Genomic DNA, 20,441 nt, shown 5'->3' with positions numbered 1-20,441 from the left:
AAATACCCTTACAGGGTTAGTGCAAACTGCGCGTTGAACGCGCAGTTATGATTTTTATGACCGGGTAACCATTGCGCTTGACGGGAATTTGTTTGACAGCTATATCGCGGCGGTCCGGGTAAAAAAAGACAGCGGACTTACGGAATATGAGTGCGGCGAATTGCGCACTACATATCCGTTTAAAAAATTAATTTAGTAAAGGAGAAAAAACATGATCAGACCAATTACATTTGACGAACAGATTGCAAGGGCAAAGGACGACGGAGGCGTATACCGGAATATTTATCCGCATGACGGCATCCTGTGGGGATGTGAAATAACGTCGACGAGCACAGAAATTGAAATTGCGTCGGGGCTGTTTACGATGTGCGGACGCATGATCTGGGTAGATGGCAAAACGGTTTTTCCGCTGGAAGAACCCTTGCAAAACGGTTATGCCCAGCTTAAATCCAAAATTGACCTCAATAATGCCAATACGCAGGAAGAATGTGCGCAATGGGCGACGGAGATCGTCTATTCGACGACTGCGAATTTCCCGCAATTGACGCAGGAGGATATTAACGGCACCGGGAAAATTTATGAACAGGAACTCGCGGTTGTGAAGCTCGAAAATGGAAATATTACAGAAATCACCCGGAAGCTTCAAAACGCAGGTATTGACGCGGAAAAGCTTGGAGGAAAATTTCCGGAGAACTATTTGCAGGCCAGCGGACACCAAAAATTAAACGGAAAATTATGGATTATTCAGGATAATACACATCTGCGTATGATGCAAAATGCGCCGACAGGCGCTGTAGGCGGATGGTATATAGATAGCAACAGTTCATCAGGTTCATTCCGAATAGCGCAGTTGAAGCCGGACGGAGCCCATCTGGCAACTGCAGTTGAGATTAATACCGGGCGTTCGGCTTCATTTTACGGAAATATATCGTCAAATGGAAATATATCGTCAAACGGTACAATTACGGGAGCAAAAATGTCTGTAAGCGGTGCGATTACAGGAGCGTCAGCATCGACCACGGGCGCAATAACTGCTGGAGGGGCGATCACGGCAACTGGAGGAATAACAACACCAACGAACGTTATTGCGAACAAATATTATACAAAAGATTCTTCTGCGTATCTTTTCTCTTGGAGAAACGCGTGGATATATTCGTGCGTATTGTACATCGTTTGATGTAGCGGATACTACTGGCGCATGGCGTCCCGTAAGAGCAAGCGCATTCAATCAACAGTCATCTAAGCGATACAAAAAAAACATTGTAGATATTGACGATGAAGAACTACATAAAGTCCTGCGCGTTGCGGTAAAACGATTTATGTACAAGAGCGATCAGGAGGGGAAGGTGGAAACGGGCGTTATTGCGGAGCAGCTTCACGCAATAGGACTAACGGCACCTGTGAATTATGATCGTGAAGGCAGGCCGGATGCGGTGGATTACAGCAAATTCACACCGTATCTGATCGGATTGGCGCAAGAGCAGGAAAAGAGAATCGCGGAATTGGAAACAAAAGCGAAAAAATGCGAAGCGCTTTCCGCCCTGCTTATTTCAAAAGGCATTTTGACACAGGAAGAAATTGACGGGTTGGATGTGTAATATGACATGGTGTATAAGAAATTGGAATGCTTATGAGATAAAGGCGAGAAACCCGAATTCCTGAAAACAAAAAATCTCCTGATTTAAAGATGCTTCTGTATCTGAAAATCAGGAGATTTTTTTATTTTGTAATAAAAAGGCAGGATAAAAAAAGTCATTTTTTTTCTCAATTTACATTTTTCATGAAAAAGGTGTTGACAAATAAAAAAAGAGCCGCTATGATTGAGCCATAAGGAAAATGTATACGAATACAATTGGTGCGGAAGATTGAATCAAAGAGATATCGCTAAACTGGCGGGTGTATCTTCTGCCACAGTTTCAAGAGTCATCAACAAGGACAAAAAAGTTTCTCCGAAAACAGCGAAAAAAGTATTACAGGTAATCAAGGAAAATGGTTATGTACAGAATGCCATGGCGCGCAATTTGCGTATGGCGAATACCAAAACCATAGGCTATTTGGTTCCCGATATCAAGAATCCTTTCTTTATCGCAATGCTTTCCGGGTTCCAGGAGATGTGCTTCAAGCAAGGTTATGACATTATCTTTGAAAATGCGGCGGACGACCCTGAAAAAGAGAAAAAAGCGCTCGAAACATTGCTGCGTTACCGCGTTGCAGGTTTGCTGGCGGTATTTGTCGATTCGGACAATGAATATATCGATGTTTTCCGCAACATGGGCATTCCCGTCGTCATGATCGACAGGAAGTCCACCGGGGTACAGAAAAACGACTACCTGATGATTGATAATATGGGCGGGGTAGGCCAGATTGTAGACTACCTTGTGTCCCTCGGGCATACGGATATTGCAATGATCTATGGCCCGCAGGACCTGACGCCCGGTGTTGAACGCCTGAACGGATTCCGGAAGGCAATGGAAAAAAATGGAGTCCAAGTCAAAGAGGAGTACCTGATCCCAGGACTTTTTACGGAAGAGGGCGGATATCATGCAGTACAGAAACTTTTACAATTGAAGAACCGGCCAACGGCTATGATCGGCGGAAATAACCTGACCACAATGGGCGCATACAAAGCGCTGGTTGATTATAAAGTCAGCATTCCGGAGGAAGTGTCGCTTGTGGGGTTTGACGATTTTCCATTTGCGGCCCATTTGCAGCCGTCGATTACGGTCATCAAAAGGCCGAACACAAATATGGGCCGGGTTGCCGCCGAACTTCTGATGGAACGCATCAGCAAGGGCGAGGAAGGCAAAGACATTCCGCCAAGGAGTATTGTGATGCCGACGCAGCTCTGCATCAGGAAATCTTGCATCCAAATTGAAAACTTGAAAGCAGAATAAAAAAGTTTTTTATTTACTAAAAAATGTATTCGTATACACTCCAAAATGTATACGAATACATACGAAAATCAACGAAAAAGTAAGTTTGCAGAAACAGAATTGTTTTTGCAACAAAAAAGGCCATATCCCCCAATCAATATGGCCAAAATATATCTATCAAAATGGAGGAAAAAAAGATGAAAAAGATGTTAGCGATCATGGTAGTTGCAGTTATGCTCCTGAGCGTGGCGCTCGTTGGCTGCGGACAAGAAGGCGGCACGGCCTCGCAGGCTCCGGCCGAGTCATCCGCTGCGGGCGAAGCTTCGCAGGCTCCGGCTGACGACGGCGCGGCTTCCGAGGCCCCGGCGGATAACGGCGAACCCAAAGACGTCGCAGTGCTGATTAAAGCGACAGACTCCGATTTCTGGCAGTATGTGCTGATCGGCGCAACAAACTATGCGGCTGAAAATCCGGACAAAGTCAAGGTAACGACGGACGGACCTCCGAATGAATCCGATATCGACCAGCAGGTTTCCATCCTGGAACAAATCATCTCCAGGGAACCGGACGCAATCGTTATCGCTTCCACAAGCTCCGACGCTACGGTTCCGGCACTTGAAGATGCGGTCGCCAAGGGTATTCCGGTCATCACGGTTGATAATAAAGTCAATACGGACAAAGTTTCCACCCTTCTTGCAACAGACAACTTAAAGGGCGGCGCAACGGCGGCAGATACGCTCGTTGAAAAGCTCAAGGCTGAAGGCAAAGAGCTGAAAGGCAAAGTTGGCGTTATCAGCAACATGGCGGGCGTCCAGGTTCTGACCGACAGGGACCAGGGCTTTATCGACAGGATGAAAGAAATCGCTCCTGATATTGAACTGATTGAAACCGTATATGTAGACGGCGACATGACGAAAGCAATGGATGCGGCTGCCGACCAGATTTCGGCAAACGACGACCTCCTCGGCTTCTTTGCCGACAACAACACGGTTGGTTCCGGTTCGGCACGTGCCATCACGGAAGCAGGCAAGGAAAACGACCTCGTACTGGTTGCGTTCGACTCCGACCCGGAAGAGATCAAAGGCCTTGGAACAGGCGCTGTTGACGCCCTGATTCTCCAGGACCCCTATGGCATGGGCTATAAAGGCGTGGAAGACGCCCTCAAGGCAATTGCCGGCGAAACCCTCGAATCCTATGTGGATACCGGCGTTACGGTTGTAACGAAGGACAACATGGATGACGAAGAGATCAAAGGACTGCTCGATCCGACCATCAAAAAAATAGGCTAAGCAGAACTCTCTGATAACTCGGTATTTCAAAGGGGGAGGATTGTTTCCTCCCCCGGCTGAATGCCGCAAAATGAATGAAAGGGATGGATTAGTCTATGGAAAACGTACTGGTAAAAATGGAAAAAATCTCGAAAATTTTTCCGGGCGTGAAGGCTCTTGAAGACGTTGATTTTGACGTAAGGGCAGGCGAGGTCCATGCGCTGATGGGGGAAAACGGCGCAGGGAAGTCTACGCTGATTAAAGCGCTTATGGGCGTCCACGAACCTTCGTCGGGGAAGATTTTTGTAGAGGGACAGGAAGTACAGATCAGGAATCCGCAGCAGGCGAAAAAGCTTGGCCTTGGGGCCGTTTATCAGGATATCACGCTTGCGCCGCACCTTTCCGTAGCCGAAAATTTCTTTTTGGGGGAATTGCCCAAAAAGGCGGGCCTTGTGGATTGGAAGAAAATCAACTCCGAAACATCAAAAACGCTTACGGAGCTCGATATTAAGGTTGATCCCAAAAAGCGGATCAAAGACCTTCCCATCGCCCAGCAGGAAATGGTGACGATTGCAAAAATCGTGCATGAAAAAGCAAAGGTGATCGTGTTTGACGAACCGACGGCGCTTCTTGCAAATGAAGAGGTGGAAGTCCTGTTCGAGCTGATCAACAAGCTTCGGGATAATGGATGCGGCATCATTTATATTTCCCACCGCATTGAAGAAATTTTTGAGCTTGGCAACAGGGTAACGGTATTAAAGGACGGCGCGCTGGTGGAAACGGTCAACGTTGCGGATACCAACAAAGACGACCTCGTGCGCATGATGGTTGGCCGGGATGTGGGCGATATGTACTCGATCAAGCACTTTGAACCCGGCGAAACGGTGCTTGAGGTAAACGGGCTTACCCACAAAGGCGTATATGAAGATATCAGCCTTGAGGTGCGCCGCGGCGAAATCCTGGGCATGTTCGGGCTGGTCGGTTCGGGGCGCACCGAGATTATGCGCGGCGTATTTGGCGCGGACCCGTATGACTCGGGCGAGGTTAAGGTGCTCGGGAAAGAGGTTCACAACAAGTCGCCGAAACAAGGGATCGACAGCGGCGTCGCCCTGCTGCCGGAAGACCGGAAAACGCAAGGACTTTCAATGGGGCTTTCCATTGAAGTGAATACCAATCTGGCTTCGTATTCAAAAATCTCGAAGGCCGGAGTAATCAATGTTAACAGAGAGAAAGAACGTGCCGAATATTATAAAGATCAAATCCGTATCAAAACACCGTCCATCAAGCAAAAGGTGCAGAACCTCTCGGGCGGCAACCAGCAGAAGGTTGTAATTGCAAAGTGGTTATGCGCAGACAGTGAAATATTTATCTTTGACGAATGCACGGTGGGCGTCGATGTCGGCGCAAAGGTGGAAATCTACCGCCTGTTTGAGCAGCTCCTCGAACAGGGTAAAGCAATTGTGCTGATTTCGTCCTACCTCCCGGAGGTCATGGGCCTTGCGGACCGGCTGATGGTAATATCGGAAGGGAAGCAGATGGCAACCATTGACCGCAGCGAGTTTATGGTTGACGGCAGACTGGACGAAGAGCGCATCCTGCGTCTTGCATCCGGCATGGTATAAGAAAAGGAGTAGGGATTATGAATAAAGAAACAGCTATCAATCCTATTGAAAAGAAAAAACGCGCATTGCCGGGGGAAATGATGATCCTCATCATTCTCATTGCGATGTTTATCGTTCTGTCAATCGCGTCGAATAAATTCATGACGTGGGATAACATGTCGAACCTCATGAAACAAACCTCGATCAATGGCGTCGTTGCAATTGGTATGACATTTGTAATTATTTCAAGCGGCATTGACCTTTCGGTTGGCGCGATCGTTGGTTTTTCGGGGATTCTCGCCTCCATGCTGATGGTTGGCGGCTGGGGCATTGCGCCGTCTGTCCTCGTGGCGGTTTTGGCAAGCTGCGGGATAGGCGTTGCGAACGGCGTGCTCGTCCATGACGGCAAGGTGCCTCCGTTCATTGCGACCCTTGGTACGATGACCATTGTACGCGGCGTGATCATGCTGATTACCGACGCGCGTATGATTTCCGGTATGCCGGACGACTTCATCAATTTTGCCACCTCGACGATCCTTGGAATTCCGGCGCTGGCAATCATCTGGATTGTCGCCATTATTATTGCGCTGCTGATCCTGAAGTTTACGGTGTTTGGCCGGAACGTATATTCCATCGGCAGCAACGAAGAGGCAACGCGCCTTTCGGGCGTCAATATCCGGCTCAACATCTACGGGATTTACCTTGTGAGCGCGCTGTGTTCTGCGGTTGCGGGCATCATGCTTGCGTCCCGCGTAGGAAACGGCCTGCCGAAGGGCGGCGACGGCTATGAGCTCGACGCAATCGCGGCTTCCGTTGTCGGCGGCGCGAGCCTGTCAGGCGGTGAAGGCAGCATCGTGGGCACGGTAATCGGCGCCCTTATCATGCAGACGCTCCGGAACGGCGGCAATCTCCTCGGGGTAAACTCATTCATCCTGGAAATTTGCATCGGGTCGCTCATTATTGTTGCGGTATTGATTGATAAGGCGAAGAAAAAGTAGTATAAATATAGAAAAAAGAGTAATATATAAAACTATATTATATGAATCAGTATAGTAAACATCAGAAAAGAATGAGGATATCGATATGCCAAAGTATTTGATCGCGCACGACCTGGGTACATCCGGAAATAAAGCTACATTGTTTACCACGGACGGTGAACATGTAAAAAGTAAGGTCGCCAGCTATGACACAAATTTTTTCAACGCAAATTGGGCGGAGCAAAACCCGGATGACTGGTGGAAAGCGGTCTGCCTGTCCACAAAGGAATTGATGCAGGGAATCGACGCAAAGAGCGTCACGGCCATCTCGTTTTCCGGACAGATGATGGGCTGCCTTTGCCTCGACAAAAACGGCGTGCCGCTCCGGGACCATATCATATGGGCGGATATGCGCGCCGTGGCGGAGGAAGAGTTTATACGGGCGCGTATCGACACCCATGAATTTTATCACATCACAGGCCACAGGCCGAGTGCGTCCTATACGCTCGCAAAACTCCTGTGGATCAAAAACAACGAACCGGATGTTTACAAAAACATCTATAAGGTGCTGAACGCCAAAGACTACATTGCCTATAAAATGACGGGACGTTTCCTCACCGACTATTCGGATGCGACGGGCACGAACGCATACGACCTGAACACCTTCCGGTGGTCGGAAAAAATATTGGATGCCGTCGGCGTCGACGGGGGCCTCTTCCCGGAGGCGGTTCCTTCCACGCATGTGGTGGGCGAGCTCGGAAAAGAGGCGGCGGAGGAATGCGGGCTTATCCCCGGGATTCCCGTTGTAATCGGCGCCGGCGACGGAACGTCGGCTACGGTGGGCGCGGGCTCGGTTTCCGAAGGAATTACCTATAATTGCCTCGGTTCCTCCTCCTGGATTGCGACAACGACTAAAAAACCGGCCTTCGACGAGGAAATGCGTATTTTCAACTGGGCGCATGCGGTTCCGGGGCTGATCGCCCCCTGCGGGACGATGCAGGCGGCGGGCAATTCCTATGCATGGATGAAAAAACAGATGTGCGGCGGCGAAGCCATACGCGCAGAGCAGGAGGGCGTAAGCATCTACGACCTGATTAACGGCGAAATTGCAGCTTCGCCCGCGGGCGGGAACGGGCTTTATTACCTGCCCTACCTGATCGGCGAACGGTCGCCGCGGTGGAATCCGAACGCCAAGGGCGCGTTTATCGGCCTGACGATGGAGCATACGCATGCGGATATGCTCAGGAGCGTCGTGGAAGGAATTGGTATGAACCTGCGGCTGATTCTCGACATCATGCGCGCGCATATCGATGTAAAAAGCATCATCGTGCTCGGCGGGCTGGCAAAGTCGGATGTATGCCTGCAAATTTTTGCGGACATCTTCGGCATTGAAGTGGAACCACTCAACCATCTGGAGGAAGCGACGTCCATCGGCGCGGCGGTATGTGCGGGCGTGGGCGTAGGCGAATTAAAGGACTTTGGCGAGGTAGACAAATTCGTATATCCGGTCGGCGTGTTCCGGCCGGTCGCTGAAAACAGCGCGCGGTATGAGAAGATGCTCAAAATTTTCGACCATTCCTATTACGCGCTTTGCGGCGTGTACGAAGAAATTGCCGCGATGGCGAATCAATAAAGCGATAAAGGGTAAGGATTATGAAGAAGAAAATCGTGATGTTCGGGAGCTATGTCGCCGACCTGACGGGAACCGCGGAACACCTTCCCCGGGCGGGGGAAACCGTGTTTGGTGAAATGTTCAAAATCGGGCCGGGCGGCAAGGGCAGCAACCAGGCCGTTGCCGCGCACCGCGCGGGCGCAGACATCACTCTCGCAACCAAGCTTGGGAAGGATGTATTCGGCGACCTTGCGCGCGATTTTTACGCACAGGAGCATATTTCGACGGATTATGTTCTCACCGACGACGAAAAAGGCACGGGTATCGCGCTGATCTGTGTGGATCAGGTATCGAAGCAAAACCAGATAGTGGTGGTGCCCGGCGCATGTACGAATTTTACGGATGCGGATATCGGGGTCCTGCGGCCCGCAATTGAAGCGGCAGAGATACTCCTGGTGCAGTTTGAGGTGAATATGGACGCGCTTGACCGCGTTATGGATATCGCCCGTGCGGCGGGGGTGAGGATTGTGCTCAATCCCGCACCGGCGCGGGAGGTGTCGCGTGAATTTATTTGCAGGGCCGACGTTGTCACCCCGAACGAGGTGGAGGCGGCCGCCCTTACGGGCGTACCCGTTGAGGATGCGGCGGACGCCAAAAAAGCGGCGGATGTATTCCACAGCTGGGGAATTCCGCAGGTTGTAATCACCATGGGCAAGCAGGGCGTGTTTGCCAGCACGCCGGACGAATCCCGCATGATCCGCGCACGCATTGTGGAGGCGGTTGATACCACCGGCGCAGGCGACGCGTTCAACGGCGGTTTCGTGACGGCGCTTTCCGAAGGGAAAAACCTGTTTGAAGCCGTTGAATTCGGCAATGCGCTGGCGTCGCTCGCGGTGCAGAAGTTCGGCACGGCGCCGTCCATGCCGATGCGTGGGGAAATCGACAAAATATTGTGAAAGAGGGAATAAATTATGGATAAGCCATTGGTGTCATATATTGACCATACAATTTTAAAACCGGATGCAACGGAAGGAAAAGTCAGGGAACTGTGCGAAGAGGCAAAAAAATACCACTTTGCAAGCGTATGTGTGAACCTTACGAACGTGCCGATTTGCGCGGAGCTTCTCGCGGGCTCGGATGTGATGGTGTGCTGTGTGGTGGGCTTCCCGCTCGGGGCGGTCACGCCGGAGGTAAAAGCCTATGAAACCAAACGCGCGGTAGAGCTTGGCGCGCAGGAAGTGGATATGGTTATCAACATCGGACAGGCCAAGGACCATAAATGGGATGCGGTCAAGGAAGACATTGCGGCGGTTGTGGAAGCGGCAAAGGGCAAGGCGCATGTCAAGGTCATTATCGAGGCGTGCCTGCTGACGGACGCGGAAAAGGTGGAAGCGTGCAGGATGGCAAAAGAGGCGGGCGCCGATTTTGTAAAAACGTCCACAGGCTTTTCCACGGGCGGCGCCACCCCGGAGGATGTTGCCCTCATGCGTAAAACGGTCGGCCCGGAGATAGGCGTGAAGGCGGCGGGCGGAATCCGCGATTATGAATCGGCGATGAAGGTCATAAATGCCGGCGCCAACCGCATCGGAACGAGCAATGGAATTGCGATTGTGGAAGGAGAAAAGCAATGATTAAAAGGGATGCGCAGATTGACCGGGAGCCGGAGTATAACCCGCAGGGCGGGGAAGGGACGTTTACCCTCACCAACCTTGTAAAGGACCGGGAGCTTTCTACCGTTACGAAAATGGTGATCGTCGACGCGCCGGTGGCGTCCTATGCAAAATACCACCAGCACCAGGGCGATAATGAGCTTTATTATATCCTGGAGGGAAAAGCGGAATACACGGACAACGACGGATCGACAGTCATTCTCGAGCCGGGCGACGTATCCATCACCTACGACGGGGAATGGCACGGCATCAAGCAGTATGGGGACGACCCCTTGAAGTTTCTCGCGCTGATTATCAGGTAAAAGTGTATAAGGGAAGGTTTTGTTTCCTCCTACAAATAACAAAACATGCTGTGAAAACGGCGGGGCGATATATCCCCGCCGTTTTCTTTTTGCCGCGCAGGCGCTGCCGCTTAAAACAAGGCGGCGGCCCTGTTTTCAACCGGCGGTTGAGAAAATCCACCGCGTTTTGATTGCATTCCATCCTGTTTCATTTTATACTTTGCCTAGTAACGGAAAGGCGGGAGCAAAATGACGGTCGGCGAAATCATCAGGAAAAAGAGGCGGGAGCTTGGCTGGACGCAGGCAAAACTTGCGGAACGGATGGATGTATCGTACCAGGCGGTTTCCAAATGGGAAAAGGGCTTGTCCATGCCCGATGCGGCGCTCCTCCCGGCACTTGCGGCGGCTCTTGGGGTTACGCTGGACGAGCTTATGGGCAGCAAGCCCGAAAAGCAAAAGCCCCGCGCCTGTTACGGAAATATCTTCGGTGTGGTAAACCGGGATATCCATGCGGATGTCGGGAAAATTTTCGGCTCTGTAAACGGCGATATTTACGGCGACGTAAAGGGAAGCGTGATCGGCCGGGCAAAAAATATTTATGGGAATGTGGAAGGCAGCGTATGGGGAACGGTTGAAGGGGATGTCACGGGCCATGTGGGAAAAAACGTCTATGGAACTGTCGGCGGCTCCGTGCGGGGCGGAGTGCATGGAAAAATCTTCGGCAGGATAATCGGCGACGGGATCAATGAAAAGGAGAAACAGAAATGAAGATCGCAGTGGTAAACGGGACGATGCGCAGCGGAAGCACGCGGTATATCACACAAATGTTCCTGGACGAGCTCGGCGGGGACGTGACGGAGTTCTGGCTCCCGCGGGATTTCTCAAAGCCCTGCCTCGGCTGTTTTTCGTGCTTTGAAAATGGGGAGGAAACATGCCCGCATGCGGACGACGTGGAAAAAATACTTTGCGCGCTCGACGAGGCGGACCTCGTGATCCTGCAAAGCCCGGTTTATGTTCTGGGCATGAGCGGGCAGCTGAAATGCTTCCTCGACCACACCGGCTTCCGGTTTATGGTACACCGTCCGAACCCGGAAATGTACCGCAAAACGGGCCTTGTGGTCTCCACTGCGGGCGGCGCGGGCACGCGGGCCGCAAACAAGGCAATGAAAGCATGCCTGACGGGAATTTGCATCCCCAGGGTTTACCGGTATGGCGTAAACGTGTTCGCGATGGACTGGGAGCAGGTGGCGGAACGGAAAAAGAGGAAAATCAAGCGGCAGGTCCGCGCGCTGTCAAGACGGGTACAGCGGCGCGTACGGTCGGGGAAGGTTGGCTCCTTCAGCCAGAAACTGATGTTTTATCTTATGCGGTCCGTCCAAAAAAAGAACGATTATCTTCCGAAAGACAGGGAATATTGGATCGGACAGGGATGGCTCGGTAAAGAACGCCCGTGGAAAAGCTGAATCCCGGCCCGCGCTTTTTGCGGGTATTTTTGTCGGCACTCATCCTAAATCTATGCCGGGCATGACCGGAATATCGGTTATTGCGCCCCCTGTCGGCGAAGGTATATAATATATGGGTATGACTGGCGGGGAAGGAAGTATTGGCCGGATGCTCGAGGTATTATTAAAGGCGCTGGGGCTCATCTGTATCATTGCGTTGGGCTACCTGCTGAAAAAAATCGGTTTTTTCAAACCGAAGGATTATGTGCTCGTTTCAAAAATTGCCCTCAATATTACGCTTCCGGGCGCGGTAATTACAAGCTTTGCCGCGTTTGATTTCGACGCCTCCCTCCTCTGGCTTATCTTTATCGGTCTTGGGGGCAACCTGATTATGTCCATGATCGGTTATCTGACGGCGCGCAGGCGCGGACAGGATATGCAGGCCTTTTCCATGATTAATTTTGCAGGGTATAACATCGGCTGCTTCACCCTTCCCTTTGTGCAAAGCTTCCTCGGGTCGTATGGGGTGGTTGCCACCTGCATGTTCGACGCAGGCAACTCGATCATGTGCACGGGCGGGACGTACGCCCTTGCAAAAACGGTTTCGGGCGAAACGGAAAAACGCGGGCCCGGCGGATTCCTCAAGACCTTATTTTCCTCCGTTCCCTTTGACGTGTATATCATCATGCTGGTATTGGCCTTTGCGAACGTCAAACTGCCGGAATTTGCCGTAACAGTGTCCTCGACGGTGGGCGCGGCGAACGCGTTCGTTGCGATGCTGATGATAGGAATGATGTTTGAGCCGGTTCTCGAGAAGCAATACCTGAAGGATGCGGCGAGGACGCTTGCATGGCGGTATGGCATGGCGGCGGCGTTTGCAGTCCTGCTCTATTTTTGCGTTCCTTTCCCGCTCGAAGTGCGGCAGGTGCTCGTAATCCTGGTGTTCGGGCCGATCGCTGCAATGGCGCCCGTATTCACAGAGCGCTGCAACGGCAACGTCGCGCTTGCCAGTATGATTAATTCCCTTTCCATCATCATCAGCACCGTGGTCATCACGATGCTCTTAATGTCCATGCAGGTAACGGGCTAGGCGGCGCCGTATAAGAAACGGCCGTTTATAACGCGGGGGAAGCCCCCCGAACTATGGTTTTGATGCGAATGGCAAAAGGCTGGATTTGCGGAATCCAGCCCTTTTTTGTACACACTGTTACGCATCAAAATTACGGTATCCGGCAAGGGAACGGGCCGCCGCCGGAAATATGACCGTAAAAGGCGCATATTGTCATAAAATACGGTCCTTTTTGCAGGAAAAAGCAAATTAAGGATTCCGCCTCCTGTTTGTCAGAAAATCTTAAGAATATCCCTTTGATAATGTACTGTAAATATGTTATAAATAAAGGGAATACAAGAAGGGAGCATATCAAATATGATTTGTGAAAAATGTCATCAGGAGTATGACGGCAATATGGCCGCCTGCCCTTATTGCGGAAATGCCACCCAGGCCCAGCAGCCTGTTCAGCCGCAGCAACCGCAGCCGCAATATCAGCAGCCGCAGCAACAGGCGCAACAGCCGTACCAGCAGCAGGCGCAACAGCCGTACCAGCAGCAGCCGCAGCAGCCGTACCAGCAGCCTGCCCAGCCGCAATACCAGCAGCCGCAGTACCAGCCGCAGTATGCGCAGCCGCAGCAACAGGGGGCAAAGGGAATGTCCATTGCGGCGATGGTATGCGGGATTATCGGCCTGATTCTTTGCTGGATTCCGTTTGTCGGGCTCATCATTAATGCAATGGCAATCATTTTCTATATCCTGTCACGGAAGGAAGCACCGAACGGCATGGCAACAGCGGGTCTCGTATGTGGAATCATCGGCCTTGTGGTCGCCCTCATTATGACCATATTGGTTGGCGTGGTTTGGAGTGCCGTAACAAGTCCGTGGTATTGGTATTGATAACGAAAGGAAACTGATCGATGGAATGCAAACAGTGTCATCAACAGTATGACGAAACTGTGGACAGATGCCCTTATTGCGGCGCGCCAAACGAGGCGCGTCAAGCAGGCGCGCAGGGAACGGCGCAGCCCGTGCAGGATGCAGGACCGGCGGGGGCGGGGCAACAGCCCCAACAGCCCTACCAGCAGCCGCAGCAGCAATACCAGCAACAGCCACAGTACCAACAGCCGCAGTACCAGCAACCGCAGTATCAACAGGCCCAGGATAACACCGCCAAAGGCCTCAGCATCGGCGCGTTGGTATGCGGCATCGTGGGCATTGTGACGTGTGGGGTGCCGATCCTTGCCATAGTCCTTGGCATCGCAGGCATTGTGATGGGCAATATTTCCAAAAAGAGATTGCCGGCCGGGCAAACAGGCATGGCAACCGCCGGTATCATTTGCGGCATTATTGCCATTGTGCTCGCGGTCATCATTTGGATTATGCTTGCGGTCCTGTTCGTAGGCCTTGCAACGGCAAGCTATGATTTCCTTAATATGATGGATTACTATTATTAATCCCGATTGAAAATGCCCCCTTGCGGAGCAATTCCGTGTGGGAAGCAATAGTCTCGGAATCCTTCGGTTGCGGGACAAGGCCGGATTATGGCCGAAGGAACAGGCAGCGAAAAATAAACGGATTTACCCTTGGTCCAAAAGAAGGTAAATCCGTTTTTCGTTGCTCAGGAAACGCCATACGCCCGGCCCGGCGCCATTACGGGTCCTGCTGCCAGGAAGCCTCGGAGGTGTTCAGGTATTTAATTTCATCCTTGTTGTCGACGAGCTTGGTCGATACCTGTCCGGTTCCCGTGGTTGTCGCATTTTCGTCCAAAACAGGGTTCCCGCCTGCGTCAGTCTGGAACACATAGCGGGTAGCCGCAATCCTGTCGCCGGAAGAATGCCCCTCGAGGGAATCGAACACATAGACATAATACTCGTTTTTCCCGTTCAGGGTGTCGTGGTAAATGCGGAAGTCGTATTCCCCGGCCCGGTCTGCCGGGATGTTCAGCAGCTCCGCCAGCCCGGCACGGATATCCATGCCGAAATTTGTGCCCGTGGAATCCAGCTCTTTGGCGGAAGGCCGGCTTTTGAAATAATCGGCAAACGCCTTATCCATCAGGTCCTGTATATGCTCGTTTATAACCTCCACGGTGCTTTTGCCCGGGTCTCCGTCCTCGTGGATGCTGCAGGATACGGTCCACGTATCCTCGTCTTTTTGAAAAGCAACCGTTCCCCCGGCCGGGCAGATCGCGCCGGGCGAAATGTTACTCCCGGCAAGGTACTGCGCGGCATCCCCTTCCTCCAGCCCGTGGAGGGCGGTTTCGGAAATCAAAAGTCGCTTTGCGGTGGCGCGGTTGGAACGGCAGGAACTTTCCTGGGCCGTGGAAATATAGCCGATCAGGCTGGGAATTAAAAGGGCGGCCAAAACCGCAAGGATGGCAATTACAATGATAAGCTCGATTAGTGTAAATCCCTGTGTGTTTTTGCGCCTGCGCATGGCACTCCTCCTTCCGGAAACCAGACCGAAACCGTATTGTTTTTTTAAATGTAACACTTTTTCCCGGTTTTCTCAATCGGTAATCGACATTCAGGCGGATTAAAAGTATGAAAATGTGAAATAATTGCAAATTTTTTCCACACAAGGAAGTTTGTGTGTAGTATAATAAAATAGATTATATAGATAATTACGGGAGGTGCGCCTGTGAGCGAAAAGATTTCACCGGCGGTGATTCGCCGTTTGCCAAAATATTACCGGTATCTGGAAGAACTTGAAGGCAAGGGAATTGATAAAATTTCGTCTTCGCAGATGAGTCTCGAAATGGGTCTTAATGCCTCCCAGATTCGCCGGGACCTCAACTGCTTCGGCGGTTTTGGCCAGCAGGGATATGGATACAGCGTCGAAAAACTTAAAAAGGAAATCGCCCATATCCTGGGCCTCGACCAGCGGTATAATGTCATCATCATCGGCGCAGGGCGTATCGGCCAGGCGCTGATGGGGTATAAAAATTTTATGCTCGAAGGCTTCAACGTGGTGGATATTTTCGATAACGACCCGTTTAAGGTCGGCACGGAAATCGAAGGGCGCGAGGTACAGAATATTTCCATGCTGGATTCGTACCTCCGGGATAAAAATATTGATATCGCCATCATTTGCACGCCGAAGGAATATGCGCAGCAGTCGGCAGACCTGCTGGTAAGCTTCGGCATCAAAGCAATCTGGAACTTTGCCCCGGCGGACGTGGCGGTCCGGCGCGGCGTGGCGGTGGAGAACGTGCATCTTTCGGACAGCCTTTACGTGCTCTCCTATAAACTGAAAGAGAAGATCAAGGGAACGGGAATATGAAAACGGTTGAACTCCAAACATATAAAAAAGAAGCCTTTGTGAATATTACGCGCAGCGTGCGGGAAGAAGTCATGAAAAGCGGGCTCCGCGACGGGATCGTGCTGGTGCATTCGCCGCATACGACGGCGGGGATTACAATCACGGAAAACGCCGATCCGGACGTGTGTTCGGATATGATCCGCGCCCTCGATGCATTGACGCCCAAAATTTCCTACGATCATGCGGAGGGAAATTCCCCTGCGCATTTAAAGACAATTCTTGTCGGCAACAACGTCAGCGTGCCGGTAAAGGACGGAGAGCTTTGCCTCGGGATTTGGCAGGGAATTTATTTCTGTGAATTCGACGGGCCGAGGAACCGCCAATATACCATCACACCGGTTTCTAAATAGAACTGACCGAAACCACGAAAGGGTAATTTATGTCCAGGGAATTTGAGAACAACAACGAAGAAGAAAACAGGAAGCACACGGCGCGTAAAATCGGGGAAGAGCCCGCGCAGGATGCACCTGAAATGGAAAGCGGCGCCGACCGCGGGGATGCCGGGCCGGAAAGCATGACCGAACCGGAAAACGCGCCTGCGGCGGATGTGTCCGCGGCAGACGCCGCGCCGGAAACGGAAGATATTTTGGCGGCGGGCGCTGAACCGGAAGCGGGCGAAGCTCCGCCGGAGCAGGATTACGAAACGGACGGCGAACCTTCGGAACAGCGGACGTTCGGGAAAAATAAGCTGGAAGAACCGCTGCGGGTGGAGCGGGAACGCACTCCGTGGAGCACGAAGAAAAAAGTGATCCTGATTGTGGTCATTGCGGCCGTAGCGGCGGCAGCCGTACTTGCCTACCTGTTCCTGGGGCAGAGCCGCGGCCTCGCGGGCGACGACCTCCGGCAGATCATGGACGACGGCACCTTCTATGAAGGCGTTTCCATGGAAGGGGTCGACCTTTCCGGCAAAACAATAGACGAAGCGCGTCCGGAAGTCGAGGCCAGGGTAGACGAAGCCTTAAAGGATGTTTCCATCGACTATAAGGTGAATGAAGACACTTACACGCTCACCAGCGCCGAGCTTGGCGCGAAGGCGGATGTGGACGAAGCCCTTAAAACGGCGATGCTTTATGGCCGCGAGGGGTCTTTCGCGCAGCGCAGCCAGGCAATCGAAACCGCAAAAACGCAGGGGGCGGAGATTGAAATGCCGTTTACCTACGATGAGGCCACGATCCTCGCCTCCATCCAGGCAAACGACGAGAAGATCAATATCCCCGCACAGAACGCTTCCATAGTGGTCAATAAGCAGCGGGACGAAGATAAACTGTTTACGGATGTGGAAATCGATTATAAAGACTCGGTAACCGGCCTTGAGGTGAACGACCAGGAGCTCGCCGCCGCGGTTTATGCCCAGCTCGAGCAGAATAACTTTGAGCCGGTAACGGCAAACGCGCAGGTGACGCAGCCGGAGATCACAGGCGAACAGATAAAAGACAAATACGACGTAATCGGCGATTTTGAAACAAAATATACCTCTTCCGCTTTCGGACGGAGGTATAATATTTGGAAGATGGCCGATATTATCAACGGAATAGAGATTTTGCCGGGCGAAACATGGTCCATCAACGATGAAGCGGGCCCGCGCACCTATTCGCGCGGCTGGAAGGGCGCGCCCGGAATTTCGGACGGCGAATATAAGGAAGAAGCGGGCGGCGGAATCTGCCAGACGAACTCCACCTTATATGGGGCGGTCATCCGCGCAGAGGTAGAGGTGGTCGACCGTACGCATCACTCCTGGCCGCTTGACTATGTACCGGGGGGCCTCGATGCGACGATTTCCACGGGAAGCCCGGATTTCAAAATCAAAAATAATTACGATATCCCGATTTATATCATTTCCAAGTGCGACGGGCAGGCGGGAACGATACGGATGCAGATTTACGGCCCGAAGTTTGAGGACGGCCTGCGCCGTGAATTCACCTCGGAGCTGATCGGCACCTTCGGCGGCGGAAAGGTCAATTATATCGACGACCCGAGCCTGCCGCAGGGTACGGAGCAGACAATCATCCAGGAGCATATCGGCAAGAAGTACCAGACGTATAAGCATTATTATGATGCGGACGGCAACGAAGTAAAGGTCGAGAAGTTCAGCGTTGAGACCTACGATAACAAACCGGCCAAGGTAAGGCGCGGGACGGGAGCGCCGGAGACGCCGCCCGAAACACCGCAGACGCCGGAAACGCCAACCGTACCGACGCAAACGCCGGAAACGCCTGTCGAACCGGCGCCGGTGCCGGAAACGCCGACCGAGCCGACGCAGGCGCCTGAGACCCCGACTGTTCCCGCGGAGGACGGCGGGGGCGCGTAAAGGAACAACTACCAAAAAGCTGCCCTTTCCGGGGCGGCTTTTTAGTTTGCCCCGGCGGTCCGGACGCCTCGCGGAAAGCGCCTTTGCCCGGGACACGAAAATATGAAAATTGTTTAAATAATGGGAAGATCGGTTTACAATCTCAGGGGGATGCGATATATTAATATTATCGAAAAGTATCGCAAGATCAGAGCAGTTTGGAGAATTGGCAGATGAAATACTACAAACCTGTGCGGGGACGCAGGGTCGTGAATAAAAAGAAAGTCGTGACGTTCGGTGTGGTGGTTGCCGCAGTGGTCATTGCGATTGTTTTTTGTGCGTACATGTTTTCGGAGGTAAAGCTTTCGGCCGAAGATCAGCAGGAGCTTCTCGGCACCGGGACGTTCGTAGAAGGGGTTTCCGTTGAGGGAGTCCAGCTTGGCGGCCTTACCTATGCGGAAGGTGAAGCAAAGGTGAAACCCGTTGCGGACGGGCTGCTCAACGACAATAAAATTGAATTCACCGTGAACGGCGAACAATATTCCTATCCTGTTGCGGAGGTTGGCCTTTCCGTAGGCTATGAAGACCAGCTGAAAGAGGCGATGCTTTATGGCCGGGAAGGAAAGCGCTGGGATTTGATATTCGGCGAACCGGAGTCGAAGGATTTTTCGCTGGATTATACGTTCGATGAAACAAAGCTCGATTCCCGTATCGACGCGGACAGCGCCTCGTGGGGAGAGGAAGCGGTGGACGCTTCCTATGCGGTCGACAAGGTTTCGGATGAAAACGACTTGACCACAGGCGGCTCCATCGTGAAGCAGGAGCCGAAGGACGGCTGGAAGGTCAATGTGGACGAAATCAAAACCACGGCGAAAAACCAGATTGAAACGAGGACCTTCGCCCCCTTCGAGGCGCAGGTCGAGGTGCTGCAGGGAAGCACGGAAGCGCCGCAGGGAGAGCTTGTGCTCATGGGCTCGGCCACCACGACAGTCGGCGGCAGCGACGCGAGGAAATATAACGTATGGAAGATGAGCGACGTCCTCAACGGCGCGGTCTTTAAACCGGGCGAGGTGTTCTCGATTAACGATACGGCCGGGGACCGGACGCTGGAAGCAGGCTGGAAAGCGGCCCCGGGCATTGAAAACGGCACCTATACGGACCAGCCGGGCGGCGGCATCTGCCAGGTGTCGTCCACCATGTATAACGCCGCCCTCAAGGCGGAGATGGACATTGTGGCGCGTGTGCCGCACACCATCATGGCGAAATACGTGCCCAAGGGAATGGACGCGACGATCTCCACGGGCGGGCCGGATTTTAAAGTCAAGAATCCGTACGAGTCCGATATGGTCATGATTATCAAGTGCAATATTCCCGATTCCAAGGTCACGGTGGAAATCTGGGGGCCGAAAGACAGGGATTATTACCTTGAATTCGACCAGAAGCTTACGGGCGAGGAAGCCATGCCCGCAATCCAGTACAAGACGAACACCGATCTCGAAAAATACCAGGTAGAGCGCACGAAGGTAGGCCAGTCCTACGAGCAATATACAATTTATGCACGGCAGGTTAATAAGGAAACGGATAAACCGGTTGGCGACTGGTACGAAGTGACCACCTCCACCTACCATGCCATTGCCCCGGTGGCGGAGCTTGGCAGCGGAATTCCGCTCCCGGCCGAAGGGACGTCCCTCGAGGATGTGCAGGCGCAGGCGGCGGAGCTGAAGGCGGCGGAGGAAGCGGCCAACAATCCGCAGCCAAGCCCGGAGCCCAGTACGGAGCCGAGCGCCAAACCCAGCCAGTCGGCGGAACCGTCTGCAAAGCCAACCGAAACGGTCGATCCGGAACCGGAGCAGGGCGATATACCGGAAGCGGGATAAAGCCGCGCCCGGGGCGGGTAATTTGCTTGACAAAAGGCCGCGCAGACCTTAAAATAGTGTAATATAGCGTATTAGGTCAATTGAAATCTAATTTGAGGTGGAAACTTCATTCAACAAAAAGATTTTTCGGGAGGAGAAAAAAGCAATGGCAAAGGGTAAGTTTGAAAGAACGAAACCGCATGTA

General features: G+C 52.4%; 20 protein-coding genes and 1 pseudogene. 20 read left to right on the top strand and 1 reads right to left on the bottom strand.

The annotated features are described in order from the left end of the window. The first annotated feature begins 376 nt into the window (after window positions 1-376). The 16 genes and pseudogenes from BBD38_RS13840 to BBD38_RS14870 all read left to right on the top strand — a co-directional run bounded on the left by BBD38_RS13840 (window position 377) and on the right by BBD38_RS14870 (window position 14,229). Entirely contained in the window at window positions 377-1,177 is an 801-nt protein-coding gene (locus tag BBD38_RS13840) for a hypothetical protein (protein ID WP_172807853.1), read from the top strand. Beyond that, on the top strand, window positions 1,086-1,598 hold the full coding sequence (locus BBD38_RS14410) for a tail fiber domain-containing protein (RefSeq protein ID WP_082989705.1): 513 nt from the start codon (window positions 1,086-1,088) through the stop codon (window positions 1,596-1,598). Before BBD38_RS13840 ends, BBD38_RS14410 begins: the two co-directional genes overlap by 92 nt. Window positions 1,599-1,820: 222 nt before the next feature. Continuing rightward, a pseudogene (locus BBD38_RS15240) lies at window positions 1,821-1,994 on the top strand (LacI family DNA-binding transcriptional regulator); the annotation flags it as partial. A 33-nt stretch (window positions 1,995-2,027) separates the two neighbouring features. Then, complete coding sequence (locus tag BBD38_RS13830; protein WP_235829144.1) at window positions 2,028-2,894, top strand: substrate-binding domain-containing protein; 867 nt, start codon at window positions 2,028-2,030, stop codon at window positions 2,892-2,894. A gap of 176 nt (window positions 2,895-3,070) precedes the next feature. Next, on the top strand, window positions 3,071-4,162 hold the full coding sequence (locus tag BBD38_RS13825; RefSeq protein ID WP_066689252.1) for an ABC transporter substrate-binding protein: 1,092 nt from the start codon (window positions 3,071-3,073) through the stop codon (window positions 4,160-4,162). Window positions 4,163-4,257: 95 nt separating this feature from the next. Continuing rightward, window positions 4,258-5,763 carry a sugar ABC transporter ATP-binding protein gene (locus BBD38_RS13820; protein ID WP_066689251.1) on the top strand — a complete coding sequence of 502 codons (1,506 nt, stop codon included), beginning with the start codon at window positions 4,258-4,260 and terminating at the stop codon, window positions 5,761-5,763. A 17-nt stretch (window positions 5,764-5,780) separates the two neighbouring features. Then, window positions 5,781-6,740, top strand: a complete 960-nt coding sequence (locus BBD38_RS13815) for an ABC transporter permease (protein ID WP_066689249.1) — start codon at window positions 5,781-5,783, stop codon at window positions 6,738-6,740. 85 nt (window positions 6,741-6,825) lie between these two features. Next, a complete protein-coding gene (gene xylB, locus BBD38_RS13810; RefSeq protein ID WP_066689247.1) occupies window positions 6,826-8,352 on the top strand; it encodes a xylulokinase in 1,527 nt (508 codons plus the stop codon). A gap of 20 nt (window positions 8,353-8,372) precedes the next feature. Continuing rightward, window positions 8,373-9,287 carry a ribokinase gene (rbsK, locus tag BBD38_RS13805; protein ID WP_066689246.1) on the top strand — a complete coding sequence of 305 codons (915 nt, stop codon included), beginning with the start codon at window positions 8,373-8,375 and terminating at the stop codon, window positions 9,285-9,287. Window positions 9,288-9,302: 15 nt separating this feature from the next. Then, entirely contained in the window at window positions 9,303-9,962 is a 660-nt protein-coding gene (gene deoC / locus BBD38_RS13800; RefSeq protein WP_066689244.1) for a deoxyribose-phosphate aldolase, read from the top strand. Continuing rightward, a complete protein-coding gene (locus BBD38_RS13795; protein ID WP_066689240.1) occupies window positions 9,959-10,303 on the top strand; it encodes a cupin domain-containing protein in 345 nt (114 codons plus the stop codon). The genes deoC and BBD38_RS13795 overlap by 4 nt, the downstream gene beginning before the upstream one ends. 228 nt (window positions 10,304-10,531) lie before the next feature. After that, window positions 10,532-11,050 carry a helix-turn-helix domain-containing protein gene (locus BBD38_RS13785; RefSeq protein WP_066689236.1) on the top strand — a complete coding sequence of 173 codons (519 nt, stop codon included), beginning with the start codon at window positions 10,532-10,534 and terminating at the stop codon, window positions 11,048-11,050. Continuing rightward, on the top strand, window positions 11,047-11,745 hold the full coding sequence (locus BBD38_RS13780) for a flavodoxin family protein (protein ID WP_066689234.1): 699 nt from the start codon (window positions 11,047-11,049) through the stop codon (window positions 11,743-11,745). Before BBD38_RS13785 ends, BBD38_RS13780 begins: the two co-directional genes overlap by 4 nt. 112 nt (window positions 11,746-11,857) lie before the next feature. Continuing rightward, the gene (locus BBD38_RS13775; RefSeq protein ID WP_235829143.1) at window positions 11,858-12,814 is read left to right on the top strand and encodes an AEC family transporter; all 957 of its coding nucleotides are present in this window, start codon (window positions 11,858-11,860) and stop codon (window positions 12,812-12,814) included. Window positions 12,815-13,150: 336 nt separating this feature from the next. Further along, complete coding sequence (locus tag BBD38_RS14875) at window positions 13,151-13,672, top strand: DUF4190 domain-containing protein (protein WP_066689226.1); 522 nt, start codon at window positions 13,151-13,153, stop codon at window positions 13,670-13,672. A gap of 20 nt (window positions 13,673-13,692) precedes the next feature. Further along, the gene (locus BBD38_RS14870) at window positions 13,693-14,229 is read left to right on the top strand and encodes a DUF4190 domain-containing protein (RefSeq protein ID WP_066689224.1); all 537 of its coding nucleotides are present in this window, start codon (window positions 13,693-13,695) and stop codon (window positions 14,227-14,229) included. Between the two features lie 196 nt (window positions 14,230-14,425). Here the strand turns inward: BBD38_RS14870 and BBD38_RS13755 are convergent, their stop codons facing one another. Next, window positions 14,426-15,208, bottom strand: coding sequence for a prepilin-type N-terminal cleavage/methylation domain-containing protein (locus BBD38_RS13755; protein ID WP_066689222.1), 783 nt, complete (start codon window positions 15,206-15,208; stop codon window positions 14,426-14,428). A 204-nt stretch (window positions 15,209-15,412) separates the two neighbouring features. Between BBD38_RS13755 and BBD38_RS13750 the strand changes: the two genes are divergently transcribed. From BBD38_RS13750 to BBD38_RS13735, 4 genes are all read left to right on the top strand, one after another. Continuing rightward, complete coding sequence (locus tag BBD38_RS13750; protein WP_066689221.1) at window positions 15,413-16,054, top strand: redox-sensing transcriptional repressor Rex; 642 nt, start codon at window positions 15,413-15,415, stop codon at window positions 16,052-16,054. Continuing rightward, entirely contained in the window at window positions 16,051-16,443 is a 393-nt protein-coding gene (locus tag BBD38_RS13745) for a secondary thiamine-phosphate synthase enzyme YjbQ (protein WP_066689220.1), read from the top strand. Before BBD38_RS13750 ends, BBD38_RS13745 begins: the two co-directional genes overlap by 4 nt. A 29-nt stretch (window positions 16,444-16,472) precedes the next feature. Further along, the gene (locus BBD38_RS15050; protein WP_066689215.1) at window positions 16,473-18,401 is read left to right on the top strand and encodes a VanW family protein; all 1,929 of its coding nucleotides are present in this window, start codon (window positions 16,473-16,475) and stop codon (window positions 18,399-18,401) included. Between the two features lie 212 nt (window positions 18,402-18,613). Next, window positions 18,614-20,257, top strand: coding sequence for a VanW family protein (locus BBD38_RS13735; RefSeq protein WP_066689213.1), 1,644 nt, complete (start codon window positions 18,614-18,616; stop codon window positions 20,255-20,257). Window positions 20,258-20,441 lie beyond the last annotated feature (184 nt).

The sequence above is a fragment of the Christensenella intestinihominis genome, from assembly GCF_001678845.1.
In the GTDB taxonomy this organism is placed as follows: domain Bacteria; phylum Bacillota; class Clostridia; order Christensenellales; family Christensenellaceae; genus Christensenella; species Christensenella intestinihominis.
This window is presented reverse-complemented; position numbering and strand designations above follow the sequence as displayed.